We start from the raw sequence: 20,073 nt of genomic DNA on the forward strand, positions 1-20,073 counted from the left end.
TTCGTCGCCTCGGGCGGCATGGCCGATGGACGCAGCCTGGTCGCTGCACTCGCGCTCGGTGCGGAAGGCATGAACATGGGTACGCGTTTTATCGCAACCAAAGAAGCGCCGGTCCACGAGAACGTAAAAAAGGCCATCGTCGCCGCCTCCGAACTCGATACCCGCCTGGTGATGCGCGGACTGCGCAACACCGAGCGCGTGCTGATGAACTCGGGCGTCGAACGCATCCTGCAGATCGAGCGCGAGAAAGGCGACAAACTCGCCATCACCGACATCATTCAACAGGTCGCCGGCGTCTACCCCAAGATCATGCAGGATGGCGAAATGGAAGCCGGCGCCTGGAGCTGCGGCATGGTCGCAGGCCTGATCCACGACATACCGACGGTGAAGGAACTGATAGACCGCATCATGCGCGAAGCCGATGCCTTTATCCGGCAGCAAAATTTTTAAAAGAATTTGCCGTAAAAGATTTGATTGTAGTGGATGATTACTGCTGCGGAATCGCCGGGTCTTACGGATTTAAAAAGGAAAAACACAGGCTTTCTATGGAAATAGGCTCACACCTCTTTAAAGCCATAAAAGACACCGGTCCCTCTTTAGTGATAACCGACTGCGGGACCTGTAAAGTTCAGATAAAAGACGGAACGGGTATTTCAGTAAAACACCCGTCTGTGGTTTTACGGGAATATTTAAAGATGCAATAGTTATCAGTTGTCAGTTATCAGTTGTCAGTTATCAGGAAGAACAAAAACTGACAACTGATAACCGATAACTATAAACTATTATTACTCATCAGCTTTTAAGAGGAATAAAAAAACTAAAAACTAAAAACCAAAAACCAACAACTAATTCAACTCATACCAGCTCGCAATCCTCACATTGAAATCGTCACCCCGCAGCTCCGTTACTCTCCCGAGACCGTCAACGCTGTGATTAAATGTTACGGTGCTTTCCTTTGTGCCTTTTATAAGTATGGAATTGTTCCCGTTCCAGTCATCATTTTCAGCCAGATTTCCATTCATACCGATTACCGTACCTGAAACAGTAACGCCGGGTTTTTCCGATACCATGTCAAATGTGGTGGTAATAACATTACCTATGCCATTCAGTATAGTCTGATCAAACGGCGGGGGAATTACAGCATGGCCTGCCTGATATACTGTTGTAATATACACTCGCAGTTAAACGAAAGGCCATGCATGGTTGATTTGAATAATATCCGCGAAGGACTTTCTTTCGACGACGTGCTCCTGGTGCCTTCCCGCTCGGACATCCTGCCGCGCGAGGTGGATCTGAGCACAAAACTCACGCGCAATATTTCCCTCAGAATTCCCATCGTCAGCTCTGCCATGGACACCGTCACCGAGGCTCGCCTCGCAATCGCGCTGGCGCAGGAAGGCGGCATCGGAATCATCCACCGGAATCTCCCGATAAATGAACAGGCGATCGAGGTCGACCGGGTTAAGCGATCGGAAAACGGTGTCATTACCGATCCCATTACCCTGCGCCCGCATAACCGGATCGGTGAAGCTAACGATCTGATGGCGCGATATCATATCTCGGGCGTGCCGATAACGACCGAAGATGGAAAGCTCGTCGGTATCTTGACCAATCGAGACCTGAGGTTCCAGGACGATTACAACAGCCCCATTTCACAAGTGATGACAAAGGAAAACCTGGTCACGGCGCCCGTCGGCACCACCCTCGAGCAGGCAAAAGCCATCCTTCACCGGAATCGCATTGAAAAGCTGCTGCTCGTCGATGAGAAGCAGTACCTGCGCGGGCTGATTACCATCAAAGACATCAGAAAGATCATGGAGTATCCCAACTCCTGCAAGGATACCTATGGCCGATTGTGTGTCGGTGCGGCGGTAGGAACAGGCGACGACGCGCTGATGCGAGCCGAAAGACTCATCCAATCGGGCGTTGACGTGATTGCCGTTGACACGGCTCACGGCCACTCTACGCGCGTTCTTGAGACGGTTCGAAAGCTGAAACTGGATTTCGACGGCGTCGATATCATCGGAGGTAATGTCGCCACCGAAGAGGGCGCCCTTGAACTCATCGAGGCCGGCGCCGACGCCATCAAGGTCGGAGTCGGTCCCGGCTCCATCTGCACGACGCGCATCGTATCGGGCGCAGGCATGCCGCAGATAACCGCGATCAACGACTGCTCCAGGGTCGCCAAGGCTCATGGGGTCCCCGTTATCGCCGACGGCGGCATCCGGTATTCGGGAGATATAACCAAGGCGCTCGCCGCGGGCGCGAGTGCGGTTATGATCGGAAATCTCTTTGCCGGAACCGAGGAAAGCCCGGGCGAAATCATGATATACGAAGGCCGCAGCTATAAAGTCTACCGCGGAATGGGTTCATTACAAGCATTGAGCAGGGGCGGCAGAGACCGCTATTTCCAAGAAAACGAATTCAATATGGACAAGCTCGTCCCCGAAGGCATCGAAGGCCGCGTCGCCTACCGCGGCTCACTTGCCAATTTCGTCTTCCAACTCGTCGGCGGCGTCAAGTCCGGGATGGGATACTGCGGCGTGAAAGACATCCCTTCCCTCCAGGAAAAAGCAAGATTTATTAAACTCACAAATGCGGGCTTGCTCGAAAGTCATCCTCATAACATCACGATTACAAAAGAGGCGCCTAATTACCAGCGGTTCTAAAGACCAACGGCATCAGATCGAAATTCTGGTAATCCTGAACATATAGGCTCTCAGGAAAACCCCCGACTCGCTTTGAAATAACCGTTGTCCCCGGAATGTACTCGATCAAGAAACCGTTGCTTTAAGCCGCTTCCGATTTTGCGCCATGCGGAATTTCCCGATATGCAGACTGATCCTCATTCACAACGTATTCTTGTTCTTGATTTCGGCTCGCAATACAGCCAGTTGATCGCGCGTCGCGTGCGCGAATGCCACGTTTACTGCGAAATCCATCCGTTTGACCTCAGCGCGGCCGCGATTCAAGAAATGCGACCGAAAGGCATTATCCTGTCCGGCGGCCCCGCAAGCGTGCCCGAGGATGGATCACCCTTGCCAGATCCGGCAATACTAAAATTAGATCTTCCCATTCTCGGCATCTGCTATGGCCTGCAGGCGATCGGACAGATCATGGGCGGAAAAGTCATATCGGCCTCCCACAGGGAGTACGGCAAAGCTATTATCACCCACTTCGATCCGCAAGGGCTTTTCCATGGGCTTGAATCGGAATTGACAGTCTGGATGAGCCACGGAGATCGGGTGGACCAATTACCCCCCGGCTTCCTTAACATCGCAATCTCCGAAAATTCACCCGTCTGCGCCATCAAACATGAAGCAAAGCCGATTTACGGAATTCAGTTCCATCCGGAGGTCGTTCACACTCCGCGCGGAATCGATATTCTGCGTAATTTCCTGTTCCGCGTTTGCGAATGCCGACCGACCTGGGACATGGGCTCGTTCTCGGAGGCTACCATCCAAAATATCCGTGAACAGGTGGGTAAAGACCGCGTTTTGTGCGCGCTCAGCGGCGGCGTCGATTCCTCGGTGGTGGCTGTGCTCCTCCACAAGGCCGTCGGCGATCAACTCCACTGTATCTTCGTTAACAACGGCCTTTTGCGAAAGAACGAGCCGCACCTGGTGGAAAATGTTTTTCGAAAGCATTTCTCCATTAATCTGGACGTCGTTGACGCCGAGGAGTGGTTCCTCCAGAAGCTCGAAGGCGTCGAAGACCCGGAAAAGAAGCGCAAAATCATCGGCAACGAGTTTATTCGGGTATTTGAAGAAGAAGCCGGACGGCTGGGCAACTTCAAATACCTCGCACAGGGAACGCTGTATCCCGACGTCATCGAAAGCCGCTCGACCCGCGGACCCTCCGCCACAATTAAAACACACCATAATGTCGGCGGGCTTCCCGAACATATGAATTTCAAGCTGATCGAGCCGCTCAAAGAACTTTTCAAAGACGAAGTTCGCGAGGTCGGCCGGCAGCTTGGAATCCCCGACGACATCCTCTGGCGGCACCCGTTTCCCGGGCCGGGGCTCGCCGTGAGAGTGCTGGGCGAAGTAAATCGCGAGCGCCTGGATACCCTGCGTGAGGCCGATGCCATCGCCATCGACGAGATCAGAAAGGCAGGCCTCTATCGCGACATCTGGCAGGCGTTCGTCGTCCTGCTGCCGGTGCGCAGCGTCGGCGTGATGGGCGACGCCCGCACCTATGAAAATGCCGTCGCCATTCGGGCCGTCACCAGCATGGACGGCATGACCGCCGACTGGTTTCGATTCCCTCACGACGTGCTGGCGAGAATGTCCAGCCGCATCATCAATGAGGTGCGCGGAGTAAATCGCGTCGTCTACGACATCAGCTCGAAGCCGCCGAGCACCATTGAATGGGAGTAGCGAACGATGACTCACGGAGGCCCCGTCCAATGCGGCTGCTGCGGCGCGCTCGTTGCGCCGGAGGTCCCTCAATATTTTTTTGAAATAGAATGCTTCCGGCTTCTCGCTGAGCGCAATCGGGAAATCCCTCGGCGGGGATCACGGGAATATCATGAAGCGATGGAGGAGCTTCGGCCGGAGATCACAACCTCCTATTACCACAACGCCGAACTTTACAGGAACGGCCATTTGTGGTGCCCCGTATGCGGAAGCAGGTTGACTCCATCAAAAGAAGAGTAAAATGATTTCCGTCGTCATCCCCGCCTATAACGAAATGGAATCGATTCGCCCGTTGGTTGACGAACTGCTTGAGGTAATGCACACGCTGGGCTCTGAATTCGAGATCCTGTTTGTCGATGACGGCAGCACCGACGGCACGCGCCAGGTAATGCGCCAACTCGCCGCTGAAAACCGCGAGGTCCGCTTCATCGGCTTCAAACGTAACTGCGGGCAAACTTCGGCGATGGCCGCAGGATTCAAAAATGCGCGCGGCGATATCATTGTCACCCTCGACGCCGATATGCAGAACGACCCGCACGACATCCCGCGCCTGCTGGAAAAGCTGAACACCTGCGACGTCGTCTGCGGCTGGCGCCGCAAGCGAAACGACAACCTTGTTCGCCGCGTTTCGAGCCGCGTCGCAAATTTCGTCCGAAACAAGCTGAGCAATGAACAGATTCTCGATGTCGGATGCTCACTGAAAGTGTATAAACGTCAATGCGTCGAGGACCTGAAACTGTTCGAGGGGATGCACCGTTTCCTGCCCACTCTGGTCAAGCTCGCAGGTTACACCGTGGCCGAGGTCCCCGTTAATCACCGCCCACGTAAATTCGGCGCCTCAAAATATAATATTCGTAGTCGTATCGTGAAAGCATTTTTCGATCTGCTGGCCGTCAGGTGGATGAAGAAAAGATACTTTCGCTACGAAATCGAGGAGGAGCGGTAAGCATGCTTGAGCAATGGATGCGATTGGGCCTGGCCGACCGGATATGGATGTCCGCCGGTTTTCTCGGACAAACCGTCTTCTTCATGCGATTTCTCGTGCAATGGATCGCGTCGGAACGCCGCCACGAAAGCGTAATCCCCATTGCGTTCTGGTTCCTCAGCCTCAGCGGTTCCGCCATCCTGTTCACGTATGCCATCCACATCCGTGATCCCGTCTTCATTGTCGGGCAGGCAAGCGGATTCCTCATTTATATTCGAAACTTGATGCTGATTTATCGGAAACGACACAGTGAATTTGCAGAAAGTTGACCCGTCACCGCAGAATGTGCCGGACCGGTGTTTGTCTGAAAAGCGAGGAGTTGATCAAATGGAACTACTGGAAAAAGAAATTGGAGAAGCGGCGGGAAGCATCTGGAAACTCCTGAAGGCGAACGGACCTATGCCGAAAAGCAGAATCCCGAAATCGGCGGAAATTTCTCCTCAGCTCGCTAATATGGCAATCGGATGGCTTGCGCGCGAGGGCAAGCTGACCCTCCGAAAAGAGAAGGCGAGCGACCTTATCGGACTCAAGGAATAGGCGCGGCAGGTTACAGCGTTTCGTCAACGGACGTTCCAGTTTCGCCGGATATCGTTGCGGCGGCCGGCTTCGCGTCTCCGTTCTTCGACAAGCTCTCGATTTCGCCACGCCATTGGCTGATGACGCTTGGAGCGACTGCCCTTCTTTGCCGATCCATGGGCCAATTCTCTTGATGACTTTGACTTCGGGAGTACTGGAACAGATTCCGAAGCAGCATTATTCAGAATCCATAATCACATCGCTCTCTGCGGAGGATAAGGTATGACCTTCGAAGGAACCAGGCGCCTCCTCGCATCGCACGGATTGAGAACTCTGGTTCTGCGCCGGAAACCGGATGAAGGATGCCTCCTTATCGCGCCCGACCTCTCCGGGCGAATCATAGCAGTCTCGCTCGACGGACCAGGCGGCGAGAACTTCGGATTCGTGAAGGAGGAGGCGATCGCGAACAAGGGGAGAAACCCGCAGTTCAACGCGTACGGCGGCGCCCTCCGCTGGTGGATCGGGCCTGAGGGCGGCCAATACGGGCTCGCCTTTCCGCCCGGAACAAACAGATTCGATCTCGATTCCTGGCGCATACCGGAGGAGTACAATGGCAAGTCATTCAACGTGCTCTATCCGAAAGATACCGAAGGTTCAGCCGCTCTCCTTGGGGCGGAATGCCGGCTTGAAAACGCCTCCGGCACTCGCTTCCATATCGGCGTCTCGTGCCGGATCGGGTTGATCGGATCGCCACTGCCTCCCAAAAAGAAATCCGCCAGTTTGAGACATTTCGGCTATCGCTGCGAGATGTGCTTCGAAAACCTCTCAAGCGCGCCGATGCGTCGCGAAACCGGACTCGTCAGCATCTGGATGCTGGGAATGTACATGCCAAGCGCACATGCGTTCGTCATCGCGCCATTTGAAAAAGGCGGCGCCAAAAAAATTGTGACCGATACCTATTTCAGTCCGAGCGGCCTCTCACGCCATAGATTGATGATTCGGGAAAACGACGGCTATCTCGTCTTCCGTGCGGATGGCAAGGAGCGCTCAAAAATAGGACTTTCGCGATCCCGAGCGTCCGCCACATTGGGCAGCATCGACTTCACAAGAAATCTGCTCACCGTCTGGCGGTTCCCCGTCCGGCGGCGCATGGCATACGTCAATTCGCTGTGGGAACTGCAGAAGCATCCCTATTCGGGCGATGTCGTGAATTCGTACAACGATGACGGCAAGATCGGCGACTTTTATGAGCTCGAATGTTCCTCGCCCGCACTCGCGCTTTTGCCGGGAGAACGAGCGCGTTTCCCGCTCGATATCCACCACTTCGACGGTCCTCACGAAGCCCTGTTAAAGACTACTAGCCGCCTTCTTGGCCGCAAGCTACGGGAAACTGATCTCCGAACATGATCAGGCTTGAGTCCCAAGAAAGAACGCATTACCGCAGCATATAGATCAACTGAGGCCGAGTTCTCAACCCGGTAACCGGCCAAAACACCGAGTCATCTTCAAAAACCGGCCGCGTGGCGACTGCATAATGCTGCAGCCTCTCGCGCAACCACCCCGTCATCAATGGGTCCGAATCAAGGATCACCGCCGAAAAGGCGCCCTCCCGTAATGCCTGTTCGGTCTCGCAAACAAATTGCGCTATTTCCGGTTCTCCGGTGGTTCTGAGGAAATCGTCCACCGCCATCGCGTGGGCATAGCTTCTCTTGCCTGCCAGCGAAGCGAGGTAACCATGATACGGAATAAAAACCTCACCTTCCATTTGGGCTAACGTATCCACGATTTTCCTTCCCGCCGCCAGGTCATTCTTGCCGGGAATTTGCGGAAACGGATCATACATAAGAATCGAAAACTGCGCCAATAAAGCGCAGCAAGTCGTGATCTCGGCGAATGTCTTCCTCTTCCTCGAAAGAGTCGAGCACCATTGGAAGAGATCATGGATTGCAATGCCAAACAGAATCGAGATGAAGGCGTATGCCGGCATCGGGACATTCAGATAGCTGCCGTGCTTGAATCTGGAGAGCCACGGCACCCCAATCATTCCTATTCCTATCGCAGTATAAAAAAATCTGTGCTTCGGACTACGGATATCCCGCTTGACGAGATACCAAAGTGAAAGGAAACATGCTATGGGAAGGGCAAAAAACAGATCGTGGGTCCAATAGTAAGTTAACATGTTCTTGAGTGTTTCCAAGCGGCGGGGGGAGCTGAAAATGTAGTAGAGATACCACCCATCGTTCAGATACGTGAACAAGACGGTACTTATGCCGAAGACGCCGGCAACTGCCCCGATGAAATAGAGTGAGCGAGTGCGGTGAACGAGAAGGCAGTAGACCGCCATCGGCAAAGAGATGAACAGCGCCAGTTGCTTGGTCAGGAAGGACAGGGAGACCAGAAGTCCAGCAAGCATCAATGAATAAGCCGACTCTTTGAACCTGATCAGGTAAATGCAAGGCAACAGCAGCGCCACGAACAGCATATCGACTCTTCCAATGTCGAACCACGCGCCGCTTATGTGAAAAGTGGCGGCAAAAAGGCCGGCGGCCAAGGCCGCCGCAAATCTGCTCGCGGTCTCCCGTTTGACGATTAGAAAAATGAACAGAAGACTTGCAAGCGATGAAAGAAGAGAGACAAGCCTGAGCGGGAAAAATCCGAAACCGGTCGCTTTGGATACAGCCGCGCTGAGATAATAGTAAAATGGCGTATACAAGAAGGTAATGAAGTCCAGCGAGGGCCTCACGTACAGTTGTTCGCCGGAAAGAATCCGCCTGACATGCTCCAGAACCCCGCCTTCCATCCATTCCAATTGGAAAGGGTACCGGATCCTGCACAAGGCAATGATGAGATACAACCCGATATATGCTGGAGAAAACAACAGAAGGATATGCTTAAGAACGCGTACAACAGAGGCCGGCGCCTTATCCACATCCCTCGTAATATCTCTTTGATCCTGCAAAACAGGCAAGATACTTATTGCCGCCTCCTCGGCAGATAAACGTTTTATTCGCCCACCCATTCTCAAAAAAGGACGCTCATTATTTCATCATTTACTTATAACACATAAGGAAAATTGATTTCAATGACGGGACTTCATGAAGGTCGCGAAAGCTGAAGCTTCGTCCGACATGAGGAAGCAATCTGTTTCTCTCTTGCCGGTCATCCGGATGCGACTAACTTGCTCTCGACAAATCTTTTGCTGACGGTTACCTTCTTCCCTCGTGAGGCAGGCGCATCAAACATGACATCATGCATAACTTCCTCGAGGATGCCCCGTAATCCACGCGCGCCCATCTTCGTCTTCATTGCGTGCCCGATCACCAGTTCAAGGGCGCCTTCAGTAAACTTCAATTCGATATCATCTATACTCAATAGGTGAGCATACTCCTTCAAAATTGAGTCCGGCGGTTCCTTGAGAATCCGCATCATCTCTTCCGCAGTCAGCGGCTCGAGCTCCACAAGGACCGGCAGTCTCCCAACGAATTCCGCCAGCATGCCGTACTCGAGCAGGTCGTCCGTCGAAATCTTCCTGCGCTTTTCCCTCTCGATCCCCCGCAAACTCCGAAAACCCACCCGGGTGCTCTCGCGCTGTATAAGCGGCATATCCGAGAATGTGCCCGCACAAATGAAAAGGATCTCAGAGGTGTCGACAAGCACAAAGTCGTGTTTGCTCCAGTGCTGGGTGACGTTCATGGGAACAAAAATCTCCGAACCCTCCAGCAGTTTCAGGAGGGCCTGCTGCACACCTTCGCCTCCTATGTCACGGCTGCCCGCGCCGGTACGGGCGCCATGGCTGCGGCGCGCTATTTTGTCAATCTCATCGATGAAGATAATCCCCTTCTGGGTCTCCTCAGTTCGGCCGCCGGTCTTGAAGAGCAGTTCGGCAATCATCACTTCGACGTCTTTGCCGTAATAGCCGGCTTCCGTATATTCCGTCGCATCGACCACAGTAAACGGCATCTCAAGTATCGTTGCCAGATTTCTCGCGATATGGGTCTTCCCGCATCCCGTGGGGCCAATCATCAGAATGTTCGATTTCTTGATCGGGTTCGGCTTGTCGTCCTTCTTCGTAAGAACCCGCTTCTGATGATTGTAGGCTGCAATCGCGATTACACGTTTCGCCCACTCTTGGCCGATCACGTAACTGTTCAAGTGCTCGTAGATTTGGGCGGGCGTGAGAAGGTTGGAATGTTCACGGCGGGCGGTCTTCATACCTCGATACTCCTTACTTCACTGCATGATGACCATGCATCCTATCAAAGACTAACACTCGCCAGGTGCTTTGTCAACTTGAGAGAAATAGTTTTATCGCGATTCCGTAATCGAATCTCATGGGGAGGCGGTTGAAGCCGCTCGGAAGTTGCGAACAAGCACCATTTCCTGAAAGGAATCGCTCATGGCGGTATACAGATAATATTTTCGGCCGGGATACTGCTGCATCAGCAGTTGATTATCTTCGCCGAGATCTCGCGCATAAATCACGTTCCCTGCAAGCGACGGCTCGTTCAGCCAGAACCCGGCGCCATATGCCATGCGGAACGGAAAATCGTTGATGAAAACAATTGCGTTGTCAGCGCGCGCCGCCTCCACATGCTGCTGTAATGGCGACGGCAACTGCTTGTGAATGAGAGATGAGACATTGTACAGGCGCAGTCTCGACGGCAGGAAGTACCCGAGATTGAACGCGATACAGAGAAAGATCAGTATCGACAGAAACAGCCGCGACAGATCGAGGTCTTCCCTTCCGGTCAGCCGGCTCCACAACGAAGGCGCCACGTCGATCCCGCGCGCTACCAGTATCAGCAGGAACGGACCTGCCGCACAATAATACCGCGGACCAAATGCGGAATTCTCATGAAAAAAGAATAGGAAAACCAGGCATAATGAGAGCACGCTGCCCAGAAGCAGGTAGTCCCACCTGTTCTTCAGCGCAAGCGCAAAGGGAACCGCAGCGAAAATCAGCGAGAAAACCGGCCAGCCCAGCAGATAGATCCCGACATAATGCAGCCGGTTGTTCAGGTTCACCATTCCGTACAGAAGCCGTTGCGCCGTTTCCCGAATCGAGTCCATGAACGGAAATGCAAAAAAACCCGCATGATACCCGCTCCCGAATGACGGATCGAATACCGGCCAATTTCTTCCCACAGCGAAACCATATAAGTAAAAAAGACATAACGCCAAAACGACGCCTATCATAAGTGCGCCGGCGCAGGAAAGTCCCGTTCGGCGCCTCCAGAAAAATACCGCAAGGTATAAAATCCATGGGAACACAACCGCAAAAGTGATCAGGGGATCAATCAAAACCCCGCCCCCAAACGACAGACCGCTCAAGAAAAAGGATGATCGAATCCCTCCTTCCACTCCCTTCGTTAAAAGATAAACGCCAAGAAGATGAAAAAAAATAAGGGGGCTGTACGGAAGATACAAGGACAGGAGAAATAAAATGAACGGCGAAAGGATCATTAAGATCGCGGATCCTCGTGCAATATCTTCTCCGTACATTTTTCGAGCGCACAGGAACAAAAGCACGCAGCTCGCCGCAGCAAAAATCGGATTAACGATCCAGGGGGCTCCTACAAGCAGTCCCACCGCAAGAAGAAGGGGAAAACCCGGCGGCGCAGGCAAAAACCACTTGTCGCTCATGATGATATTGCCAAATGCGAAAAATTCGGCCAGCAGCGGAGCCTCCGCATAGATGCCCCCGTCGCTGAAAATGCGCGCCTGGAACAAATACCCAACCTCTTCGGGGAGAATGGGAAGGTGGCGAAACTGAAAAGAGGAAACCGCGTTTGTGGCGAGAAAAACCAGGAGAGCCGAGGTCGCAAGAAATCGGTTCCTCCGACTGCCGAACACCACCCTTTGAACCTTCAGGGAAAGACCTCGGACGAAAGTCTCCAAACAAAGGACCATCAGCACGGCTATTCCGACAAGCGCCCCCGTCAGAAACATCTGCTGCACAAATGGGCGCGTGCTTTCCATCAATCCCCACGCGATCCCGTTAAGAACCGCCTGGCTCCGCGGATAACTGACCATCGTCAAGAAGACGCCGAACGTGGCAACAAATGGGGCAATTGCCTCGCGTGCCGGAAGCGCCGACAGGCGCGCGATCCCTCTCTCGAGAGCATGCCCTTTCCAGAGAATCACTCCCAGCACAAGCAGGCCGGTCAACCCCAGGTGGATCGCCTGCTGGATCGTCGAATTCTCCAGGCCCCGCGTGAAATAGTCCTCCTCCATCAATATCCAGCCAAGTCCGCAATAGCCGATTAAGCCCGCAGAAACGGCGATCCTTTTCAGACGGTAAATCATGAGGAGTTTTGGGCCGGTAACTCTCTTTCTGGAAAAATCAGATTTGAGAACGCGAAAGGCGCTTCAGATCAAGAACCATTTCCAGCATTGACTGATACCTGTCTGCCGGATTCTTCTCCAGCGACTTCATGATGACTTTGTCAAGGTAGTGGTGGAGACTAGGTTTGACTTTTGAAGGCGGGGTGGGTTTAATACGCCGGTCGATTATTTCGCGGGTTATCTCGTCGGCCGTTTTGCCCGTGTAGGGCGACTGCCCTGCAAACAATTCATAACAGGATACGCCGAGCGAATAGATATCCGTCCGCACGTCCACTTTCTTTCGCGTCAGCTGTTCGGGTGCCATGTACCTCTTCGTTCCGCGCAATTTGTCTCGCGAGAGTCGGAAGAAGCTGTCTGCCTGCGATAACCCGAAGTCTGCGATCTTGATGGCTCCCGAACGCGAAATGAGAATGTTCTCCGGTTTCATGTCGCCGTGGACAATATTATGCTGATGAATATACTCCAGCCCATTACAGACGGTAATGATCAGGTCCACCGCTTGAAAAGTGGTCAGATCCTGCTCCTGTATATGCCTCCGCATATTCCAGCCATCGACCAGTTCCATGATCAGGAAGCCCTGCTTCACTTTTTTCCCGGGAACCTGAGCCTTAATGAGCCTGTAGAAGCGTATGATGTTGGGATGGTTCAACTCGAGCGCAATCTTGAATTCATGATCAAGATACTGCGCTTTTCGCCGGTCTGCCAAAAAATCCGGCGGCAGAACCTTAATGGCGACAAGCTGGTCTTTCTTCTCGTCGAGAGCTTTATAAACGATGCCCATGCCGCCGCGGCCGATTTCAGCCAGGATTCGGAAGTTTTCAATCCGCTTTTCGACATAGACTTCTTCGGCCATAACTCTCGCCCTGCTGGTTGATTTGGGTAGGAAGTGGTGCTATTTTAGCACGACATCCAAAAAAGTGTCAATAAACACCAAAACAGCATCGCGGGCAAAATAAGCGCGGAAAACTTGCGCGCTGCAGCGTGCGCCTGTTAGGATAGTGCATTATTCCCTGCAATGCTTTACCTTTGCCGATTCCTGCATTAATCAGAAAGTGAGGGAATCCTCGTGAGAAAACCGCTCTATCGGCTGCAGGTACATGATGAGACGCTGAAATTTACGGGGTACGTAGTTGTGGATTCGCTTGTCAACGGCCTGTCGGCGGGTGGTTTGCGCATGCGGCAAGGACTGCCCGAGCGCGAGGTCGGCCGCCTCGCCCGCGCCATGACCCATAAATTCGCCGCGGCTCGAATCCCGCTCGGAGGCGCCAAATCCGGAATTGACGCCGATCCTCGCCGCCCCGACAAGGCGCAGGTGATCGCCCGTTTCGGCGAACTGCTCCAGCCGATATTATCCTCGATTTATCTCGTCGGTGAGGATATGGGAACAATTAAGGCTGACATTCTCAATCTCTACCGGGCGGCCGGTCTCAATCCGGTCGCCGTGGCCAAACGAAAGATGTCGGCTAAAGGGTTCACCGTCGATCTGCCCGATGACTTCGACATGTTCTCGGATGAATCGAATCTCGAGGAGATTATGACCGGTTTCGGAATCGCCGAGTGCGCCGAAGAAGCATGCGGCCGCCTCGGAATTCAACTCGCCGGCGCCACCGTCTCCATCCAGGGTTTCGGCACCGTCGGCGCCGGCACCGCTCAATTCCTCGTCCAGAAAGGCGCAACAATTGTCGCGGTCGCCGATATCAATGGAACCATCTATCGTCCGGAAGGCATTCCGGTCGAGCACCTGCTGAAGGCGCGCGACGAATTGGGCGCGATAAACCGGGCAGTTCTTGAATTCGATTACACAAAGATGCCGCGCGAGGATTGGCTGGCCGTCGACGCGCAGATACTGATTCCGGCCGCCATCGCCGACGCAATCCACAAGGACAACGTGCGCCGCATCTCCTCAAAACTCGTGATCGAGGCGGCCAATATCCCGGTAACCGCAGAGGCCGAAAAACATCTGCAAAAAATGAACGTTGCGCTGATTCCCGACTTCATCGCCAACGCGGGCGCGGCCTGCGGACTTGGCCTCATCCTTTCGGGCCAATGCAAGTTCGATCCGCACGAGGTCCTGCAGGAGGTCGCTCAGCGGATTCGGACCGCAACTGCGCGAGTGCTCGAGATGTCCCACAGCAAAAAAATCCTCCCCCGCAAAGCCGCCGAAAAAATCGCGGAAGAGGAGTTGGCAAAAATCAAGCAAAGGTTCTAGTTTTTTCGTACAACGTACAAGGATCAGACATGGCCCAGGAAACGATTCAAAAAGATCTCAACCGCCTCGAAATCTTCGCGCAGGAAAAAGGCGCCGTTGTCGCCAAAAAAATTGCCATCGAACACGTGGTGACCGACGAGCGCGTCTATTATAAATGCCTCTATGGCTGTCCAAATTACAATTCCTCCAAGATGTGCCCGCCAAATACGCCGCCTCCCACCGAGTTCGAGAAAGCGCTCCGCAAATATGGCTGGGGAATCCTCGTGAAGACACGCCCCCACGAGATCAATGACATCGTGGTCGCGGTCGAGCGAGAAGCCTTTCTGCTCGGGCATTACCTCGCGCTCGGATTGCGCGGCGGACCGTGCCCCCTGTGCAGCGAATGCACCGACCCCGCCGAACACTGCCGCAACCCGGAAAAGGCGCGCCCTGCAATGGAGGCCGTCGGCATCGACGTCTTCGCTACCCTCAAAAACGCCGGTATCCCCGCCGAACTCAAAAAAGATTCCGAAGACGAATGGTTTTTTCACGGCCTGATTCTGGTGGAATGACTTCTCGAGCAGCGCTATGAGAAAAATTATCTCAGTCCCGCAATCCGTTCGCGGGCGTAACCGGCATATTTGGTCTTGGGGAATTCAGCTATGATTCGCGATAGGATTTCGACGGCGGCGGCAGGATCTTTTTTCCGCTGAAGATAAATGTCTGCCATGCGATTTATCAACGCGCAACGTTCGCTCATCGGCATCTTCCGGCAGGCGTCCAGCATCTCGTGCATCTGCTGTAAATACTTGTCGTAATCGCGCAGCTTGAAGTGCAGCTCGGCCAGTTTCAGCCTCGGTGCGGGATTCTTCCTGTCCTTCGAGATAATCTGCTGGTAAAGCCTGACCGCCTCTTCATACCCGCGTTCCAACTCGCTGCGCTCGGCCCGCGCGATTGCCCGGTCCGTCTTCCCGGACACCGGAATACCCGAGAGAAAATCGGCTATTCCGCCTGAAACTCTCCCCGCATACAGGAAGGCGACGACCAGCGAGCCGATTATGCCGCCGTAAAACCCAATCGTTATCAGGATGTTCTCAAAAGAAGGGCCGGCTACCAGAAGCCCAATGATGAGGACAACAATTAACAGTTGAAGAAGCATTCCTTATCGCTTATCCGCAGACTTATCCGTCCGCGCTTGATATTGCGAGACATAGCCCGTCTTCAGCAGGTTGGATTCGCCGCGAGCGACCACAGTCCCCTCGTCATCGATAATCTCGCAAATCGCATGCGCAATCTGCCTGCCGGACCGGATGATCTTGGCGCGTGCCTTGATTGTCTGGCCTACCTTCACTTTCCCTAGAAAATTGACGTGAAGATCGATGGTGAGCATGAAGCCTTCTTCGCCGAGGGTCGTTGACGTCATGCCGATGAGATCATCGATCATTGCCGCCTGCATTCCACCGTGCAGCAGTCCGGTCGGATTCGCCATTTCCGGCCGAACCGTGTACAGAATCTCCATTTCGCCCGGATTACACGAAACGATGCGCCCGTCCAACCACGTGGTGAAAGGCGGTCCCCCGTCAATCTTCCGCCCGATCATCGCGCGGAAAACCTCGACCATCGGATTAGTTTCATCTTTGTCGTTGCCCAATCCCATTTACCCCCGCCGCTCTTACGATCCCTCGTCTGCGTACGGCCGCATCATATTATACAACGAATCGCCAAACCGGTTAGGAGTATTGCGATCCCTATTATGTTCTGCGGCACAGATTTCTGAGGCCCCCCTAAAATGACTGCCACCCCCGCCCGCACCCGGAAAACCAACCATCCTCCTCCTGATGTCGGCGCACGGACGCTCCCTCTCTGCTCATGATCATACCACGCATGCTGCCCTAAATTGCAGCCCCGGCAATTGCTTCCTCTTACGCTCTTTGCGATATTTAAGCAGGCTTAACAAAGTCGTTTTGTTGCCCTGAGGAAACGGCGCACATCGTAAGCGCGAAAGTCTATGGCTAACAAAGAAAAAGCAGCCGAAACCGGTGAACGACCTTACCTGAAACCGGGCTACTCCGAGTTCATCTTCAAAATCCTGATTGCGGTGGGGATAGTCGCCGCAACCACTCTCCTTGTCCTGTTGCTGATATTCGCCTCGTACGCTTTTCTCCTGATTTTCGCCGGGGTCCTGGTCACGATCTTCGTTCGAAGCTTGTCAGATTGGGTCAGCGAAACGCTGCGCATCTCGTCCGGATGGGCGCTGCTCCTTACGTATCTTTTCCTGCTGATCGTCATTGGAGCGACCCTCTGGTTAGTAAGTTCCACATTGATCAATCAGTTCACGCAACTGGCCGAAGAACTGCCGCGCGCAATCGAGCAGGTCGAGGAGACCCTGGAACAATTCGAGGTGGGAAGGACGTTCCTCCGCGCGCTGCCGGACCCGGAGGCTCTGATTTCTTCCGCAACCGATATCGCGGGAAGAGCCGCCGGCATTTTTTCAACTGCTTTGGGATTTATCAGCGCATTCTTGATTATTATCTTTATAGGAATCTATTTCTCCTTTGATCCCGACCTGTATGTAAGCGGATTCCTTCGATTGATCCCGATCGATAAGCGCAAGCATGCTCGCGAGATCCTGCACAACGTCGCCTTCGTGCTCCAGTGGTGGTTGATCGGCAGGCTGTTTTCAATGTTTGTTCTCGGTACTCTTACCGGAACCGGGCTGTGGATTCTGGGTATTCCTCTGCCCCTGGCGCTCGGCGCCCTCACCGGCGCGCTTACCTTCATCCCGTACATCGGCGCCATTCTCTCATACATCCCGATCCTGCTCCTGTCCCTTTCGCAGGGACTGAACTCGGCATTATACGCGCTCCTCTTATATCTGGGTATCCAATCGGTTGAAAGCTATCTTCTGGTGCCGATTGTCGAAAAGAAGGCGGTGGAACTTCCTCCTTCGCTGACTCTTATTGCGCAAGTTGTCGCCGGCATACTGTTTGGCATTTTCGGCCTCATCCTCGCTTCGCCGCTCACTGCAACCGCTATCGTCCTGGTGAGGATTCTTTACGTGAGAAACGTCTTGGGCGATGATATTCAGGCAACTCAGACGAGAAAGACGGACGCAAAATCGGAGGAAGGCGAATCAGACTGAGTCCAATCCCCAGATAAACAGCGGGATCGGAAAAAAGCGTTCGAGCGTCCGAATCATATCCGGCGGCGCCGCCTTCAGGATGCCCGACGCGCGCTCCGGCCCAAACATCAGGCGAACAAGCATGTTTTCCCTCTCAAGATGAGCACCCTCCTTGCCAACATGAATCCATATCCCACGATCATCTGAAATTATGCCGAAATGACTCGATGCCTGCGGGAAAAAATAACTATCGACCACCCGCGAGAGCGCAGCCGCATCGATTACTTTCATCATTGCGAGATGCTCGAGCAGGTACGGTACCCGCTTGCTCATGAGCACATCCACAAACGGATTCACGGCTGCGGGGGCCAAAATCAGAACCTCTTTCAATCCCGCCGATACGGCCAGCTTCCGCACAAGATGAAAGAGATCGGCCGGATCGCCTCCCCATTCATGGACGCATCCCTTGAAGTCTTCGCCCTTGCCCAAAACCGCATAGGCAGTGACCAAATCTCCCCGCAGGCCAACCAGCGTCCTCGCCTTCGGAATCGAAAAATACTCCTCATACTCGCGCCGTGACCGCTCGGTCCGCAGCGATTCGCCTTCATGGATGCGCATGATTCCCGCCAGATGCTTCGGATCGTACGGAGCCACTCTGCAGAGCGGCTCATCCGCGATATCGGCTATCGTCAGCCGGAAAAGATATTCGGAGCCTGCGGCCTCCAATCCGAGGCGCCGGTAAAAGGAATGCCGCTGCGTCCACAGCACCGCCACATGGCATCCGGCCTCGCGCATCAGATCCAGGCAATCTCCAACAACCCGGCTGGCAAGTCCCCGCCCGCGGTATTCGGGATCGGTCGCGACCGACCCTATGCATCCCACTCGCAAAATCGCGTCTTGCGTTCGCAGATTGGAAAAATAAACCGCCGCGTGCGAAACCACCCGGCCGTCATGCACAATGACGCGCATGTTCCGCAGGTTCCGTTCGCTCAAAACCAGGGGATACTCCTGAAGAATCGACGGAGGCCCTCCCGGGCGGAGAGTCCGATTGAGAAGATCGATCGCAGAAGCGTGTTCCGCCGCCTTCACTGAGCGGGGGCCGTCAAAAGAAAAACCGGCCTTCTGTTCGGTACGCTTTGCCATAAAGATCAAGTGGAAACGGAGGGACGGGCGGCGCCTGCCTGAATATTCAGAGCAGCCAGGTTCCGGCTGATATCTTCGCGGGAAGGATCAAGCGCAAGGGCCCGCTTGAAGGCTTGTCTTGCCTGATCAAGACGCCCGGTGCCGGCATGCAAAACTCCCAGGTTGTTCCACAACGGCGCACTTTCGGGCGAGGATGCAAGCGCTTTCTCAAAAAACTGCTGCGCGGCTTCGGTTTTGCCTTCGCGCAGCTCAAGCGCCCCCAGGTTCAGCAGCGCCTTCGCGTTGGAGGGATTCAACCGGTAAACCATCATCCATTCTTTCCGGGCCTTTTCATATTGGCCCTCCTTCGCCCAAAGCGCTCCCAGGTTTACGCGCGCATCAACAAGATGCGGATTTGCCGCGAGCGCCCGCTCGTAACAATGAACCGCCTTGTCGATTTTTCCGCGTTGCTCAAGAATTATACCACATAAAAACCACGCCGGCGCATTCTCGGGGGCTTTCTCGAAAATCTTCGCCAGGTGCTCCGCCGCGCCGGCTGCATCCTGCCGGAGATGGCACAACAGCGCCAGTTCAATGCGTGCATCAACATGGTCCGGGTCCACCTCCAGCGCCTGTTCGTGAAGCGCCGCCGCTCCCCGTAAATCGTTCAGGATGTGCCGGCGAATCAGCCCCATATCAAAGAAAACCTTGGCGCTCGGCGCCTGCACGCGCAGACTCCGCTCGCACAGCCGCAAGTATTGGAGCTGTTTCTCACGCAGCTTCTCCTTTCCCTTCTTCTCATGAAAATGGTGAATAATTATGCCTGTCGCCGCAATCTTCCCCCCGCACCTCCTGATCGAGGAATCCACGGTCTCATGAACCGCGCCTTCGAAACGGATGCGGGTATCCCGCCTGAACAGGCGAACCACCTGCCCCGCAATCCAGCCGTCCCACCCGTTTCCTTCCGCATATGAGCCGTCATTCGAGACCCAACGAACGTCGCGGCTGTCATTCGAATAACTGCGATAGGTGAAAAGATGCCCGGCGGCCCTGCCATTGAGCAGAGCGGCAATTGCCCTCTTGTCGCGTTCGGCGATGATCTCATCCGCATCGAGCACGAGAATCCAGCGGCCGCGCGCGAGCTCTATCGACCTGTTGCGGGCGCTGCTGAAATCGTCGTTCCACTCGTGCTCATATACCCGCGCCCCTAACTCCCGCGCGATTTTAGGTGAGCCGTCCGACGAACCGGTATCCACTACTATGATCTCATCGACAATATCCCTGACGCTCCGCAGGCAATGCGGGAGGAACTTGGCTTCGTTTCTGACGATCATGCATAGACTGATTTCGCACTCGGTCTTCATCGCTTGCACGT

Annotated in this window: 20 protein-coding genes; 12 read left to right on the top strand and 8 right to left on the bottom strand. The window is 54.2% G+C overall.

All coding sequences use genetic code 11. The features are described 5' to 3' along the window. From C4520_15575 to C4520_15615, 9 genes are all read left to right on the top strand, one after another. Window positions 1–450 (top strand): nitronate monooxygenase (locus tag C4520_15575; GenBank protein ID RJP17788.1); only part of this gene is annotated, 450 nt, incomplete at its 5' end. Further along, window positions 339–704 carry a hypothetical protein gene (locus C4520_15580; GenBank protein ID RJP17789.1) on the top strand — a complete coding sequence of 122 codons (366 nt, stop codon included), beginning with the start codon at window positions 339–341 and terminating at the stop codon, window positions 702–704. The genes C4520_15575 and C4520_15580, both read left to right, overlap by 112 nt. A gap of 495 nt (window positions 705–1,199) precedes the next feature. Further along, window positions 1,200–2,669: an IMP dehydrogenase gene (gene guaB / locus C4520_15585; GenBank protein RJP17790.1), complete on the top strand. Its 1,470-nt coding sequence runs from the start codon at window positions 1,200–1,202 to the stop codon at window positions 2,667–2,669. A 162-nt stretch (window positions 2,670–2,831) separates the two neighbouring features. After that, complete coding sequence (locus C4520_15590) at window positions 2,832–4,382, top strand: glutamine-hydrolyzing GMP synthase (protein ID RJP17791.1); 1,551 nt, start codon at window positions 2,832–2,834, stop codon at window positions 4,380–4,382. 6 nt (window positions 4,383–4,388) lie between these two features. Then, entirely contained in the window at window positions 4,389–4,661 is a 273-nt protein-coding gene (locus tag C4520_15595) for a hypothetical protein (protein RJP17792.1), read from the top strand. A 1-nt stretch (window position 4,662) separates the two neighbouring features. Further along, window positions 4,663–5,367 (top strand): glycosyltransferase, encoded by a 705-nt coding sequence (locus tag C4520_15600; GenBank protein ID RJP17793.1) that lies wholly within the window; start codon window positions 4,663–4,665, stop codon window positions 5,365–5,367. A gap of 2 nt (window positions 5,368–5,369) precedes the next feature. Then, the gene (locus C4520_15605) at window positions 5,370–5,675 is read left to right on the top strand and encodes a lipid A biosynthesis protein (protein RJP17794.1); all 306 of its coding nucleotides are present in this window, start codon (window positions 5,370–5,372) and stop codon (window positions 5,673–5,675) included. A gap of 58 nt (window positions 5,676–5,733) precedes the next feature. After that, window positions 5,734–5,943, top strand: coding sequence for a hypothetical protein (locus C4520_15610; protein RJP17795.1), 210 nt, complete (start codon window positions 5,734–5,736; stop codon window positions 5,941–5,943). Between the two features lie 261 nt (window positions 5,944–6,204). Next, window positions 6,205–7,329 (top strand): hypothetical protein, encoded by a 1,125-nt coding sequence (locus C4520_15615; GenBank protein RJP17796.1) that lies wholly within the window; start codon window positions 6,205–6,207, stop codon window positions 7,327–7,329. Between the two features lie 28 nt (window positions 7,330–7,357). On the opposite strand, the gene C4520_15620 is transcribed toward C4520_15615, so the two are convergent. From C4520_15620 to C4520_15635, 4 genes are all read right to left on the bottom strand, one after another. Beyond that, a complete protein-coding gene (locus C4520_15620) occupies window positions 7,358–8,941 on the bottom strand; it encodes a hypothetical protein (protein RJP17797.1) in 1,584 nt (527 codons plus the stop codon). A gap of 140 nt (window positions 8,942–9,081) precedes the next feature. Then, on the bottom strand, window positions 9,082–10,134 hold the full coding sequence (gene clpX / locus C4520_15625) for an ATP-dependent Clp protease ATP-binding subunit ClpX (protein RJP17798.1): 1,053 nt from the start codon (window positions 10,132–10,134) through the stop codon (window positions 9,082–9,084). Between the two features lie 117 nt (window positions 10,135–10,251). Then, complete coding sequence (locus tag C4520_15630; GenBank protein RJP17799.1) at window positions 10,252–12,228, bottom strand: hypothetical protein; 1,977 nt, start codon at window positions 12,226–12,228, stop codon at window positions 10,252–10,254. Between the two features lie 37 nt (window positions 12,229–12,265). Next, a complete protein-coding gene (locus C4520_15635) occupies window positions 12,266–13,120 on the bottom strand; it encodes a serine/threonine protein kinase (protein ID RJP17800.1) in 855 nt (284 codons plus the stop codon). Window positions 13,121–13,333: 213 nt separating this feature from the next. Here C4520_15635 and C4520_15640 point away from each other — a divergent pair, with 213 nt between their 5' ends. Together C4520_15640 and C4520_15645 are read left to right on the top strand one after the other, a co-directional pair. Further along, on the top strand, window positions 13,334–14,476 hold the full coding sequence (locus C4520_15640) for a Glu/Leu/Phe/Val dehydrogenase (protein ID RJP17801.1): 1,143 nt from the start codon (window positions 13,334–13,336) through the stop codon (window positions 14,474–14,476). 29 nt (window positions 14,477–14,505) lie between these two features. Then, window positions 14,506–15,027: a DUF2284 domain-containing protein gene (locus tag C4520_15645; GenBank protein RJP17802.1), complete on the top strand. Its 522-nt coding sequence runs from the start codon at window positions 14,506–14,508 to the stop codon at window positions 15,025–15,027. A 26-nt stretch (window positions 15,028–15,053) separates the two neighbouring features. Here C4520_15645 and C4520_15650 read toward each other — a convergent pair whose 3' ends face one another. Both C4520_15650 and C4520_15655 read right to left on the bottom strand, forming a co-directional pair. After that, complete coding sequence (locus C4520_15650; protein ID RJP17803.1) at window positions 15,054–15,614, bottom strand: hypothetical protein; 561 nt, start codon at window positions 15,612–15,614, stop codon at window positions 15,054–15,056. 3 nt (window positions 15,615–15,617) lie between these two features. Further along, complete coding sequence (locus C4520_15655) at window positions 15,618–16,112, bottom strand: PaaI family thioesterase (protein RJP17804.1); 495 nt, start codon at window positions 16,110–16,112, stop codon at window positions 15,618–15,620. 351 nt (window positions 16,113–16,463) lie between these two features. Here C4520_15655 and C4520_15660 point away from each other — a divergent pair, with 351 nt between their 5' ends. Next, on the top strand, window positions 16,464–17,597 hold the full coding sequence (locus tag C4520_15660) for an AI-2E family transporter (protein ID RJP17805.1): 1,134 nt from the start codon (window positions 16,464–16,466) through the stop codon (window positions 17,595–17,597). On the opposite strand, the gene C4520_15665 is transcribed toward C4520_15660, so the two are convergent. Further along, entirely contained in the window at window positions 17,589–18,719 is a 1,131-nt protein-coding gene (locus C4520_15665; protein RJP17806.1) for a GNAT family N-acetyltransferase, read from the bottom strand. The genes C4520_15660 and C4520_15665 overlap by 9 nt on opposite strands. Window positions 18,720–18,724: 5 nt before the next feature. Further along, window positions 18,725–20,062, bottom strand: a complete 1,338-nt coding sequence (locus C4520_15670) for a tetratricopeptide repeat protein (GenBank protein RJP17807.1) — start codon at window positions 20,060–20,062, stop codon at window positions 18,725–18,727. Between the last annotated feature and the right edge of the window lie 11 nt (window positions 20,063–20,073).

It is taken from the genome of Candidatus Abyssobacteria bacterium SURF_5 (genome assembly GCA_003598085.1).
Lineage (GTDB): Bacteria > Abyssobacteria > SURF-5 > SURF-5 > SURF-5 > SURF-5.

What these genes read in the sequence shown, in the direction of transcription:
- guaB (RJP17790.1), top strand. Translation starts at nt 1,200, where the DNA reads ATGGTTGATTTGAATAATATCCGCGAAGGACTTTCTTTCGACGACGTG.
- C4520_15590 (RJP17791.1), top strand. Translation starts at nt 2,832, where the DNA reads ATGCAGACTGATCCTCATTCACAACGTATTCTTGTTCTTGATTTCGGC.
- C4520_15595 (RJP17792.1), top strand. Translation starts at nt 4,389, where the DNA reads ATGACTCACGGAGGCCCCGTCCAATGCGGCTGCTGCGGCGCGCTCGTT.
- C4520_15600 (RJP17793.1), top strand. Translation starts at nt 4,663, where the DNA reads ATGATTTCCGTCGTCATCCCCGCCTATAACGAAATGGAATCGATTCGC.
- C4520_15605 (RJP17794.1), top strand. Translation starts at nt 5,370, where the DNA reads ATGCTTGAGCAATGGATGCGATTGGGCCTGGCCGACCGGATATGGATG.
- C4520_15610 (RJP17795.1), top strand. Translation starts at nt 5,734, where the DNA reads ATGGAACTACTGGAAAAAGAAATTGGAGAAGCGGCGGGAAGCATCTGG.
- C4520_15615 (RJP17796.1), top strand. Translation starts at nt 6,205, where the DNA reads ATGACCTTCGAAGGAACCAGGCGCCTCCTCGCATCGCACGGATTGAGA.
- C4520_15620 (RJP17797.1), bottom strand. Translation starts at nt 8,941, where the DNA reads ATGGGTGGGCGAATAAAACGTTTATCTGCCGAGGAGGCGGCAATAAGT.
- clpX (RJP17798.1), bottom strand. Translation starts at nt 10,134, where the DNA reads ATGAAGACCGCCCGCCGTGAACATTCCAACCTTCTCACGCCCGCCCAA.
- C4520_15630 (RJP17799.1), bottom strand. Translation starts at nt 12,228, where the DNA reads ATGATTTACCGTCTGAAAAGGATCGCCGTTTCTGCGGGCTTAATCGGC.
- C4520_15635 (RJP17800.1), bottom strand. Translation starts at nt 13,120, where the DNA reads ATGGCCGAAGAAGTCTATGTCGAAAAGCGGATTGAAAACTTCCGAATC.
- C4520_15645 (RJP17802.1), top strand. Translation starts at nt 14,506, where the DNA reads ATGGCCCAGGAAACGATTCAAAAAGATCTCAACCGCCTCGAAATCTTC.
- C4520_15650 (RJP17803.1), bottom strand. Translation starts at nt 15,614, where the DNA reads ATGCTTCTTCAACTGTTAATTGTTGTCCTCATCATTGGGCTTCTGGTA.
- C4520_15655 (RJP17804.1), bottom strand. Translation starts at nt 16,112, where the DNA reads ATGGGATTGGGCAACGACAAAGATGAAACTAATCCGATGGTCGAGGTT.
- C4520_15660 (RJP17805.1), top strand. Translation starts at nt 16,464, where the DNA reads ATGGCTAACAAAGAAAAAGCAGCCGAAACCGGTGAACGACCTTACCTG.
- C4520_15665 (RJP17806.1), bottom strand. Translation starts at nt 18,719, where the DNA reads ATGGCAAAGCGTACCGAACAGAAGGCCGGTTTTTCTTTTGACGGCCCC.
- C4520_15670 (RJP17807.1), bottom strand. Translation starts at nt 20,062, where the DNA reads ATGAAGACCGAGTGCGAAATCAGTCTATGCATGATCGTCAGAAACGAA.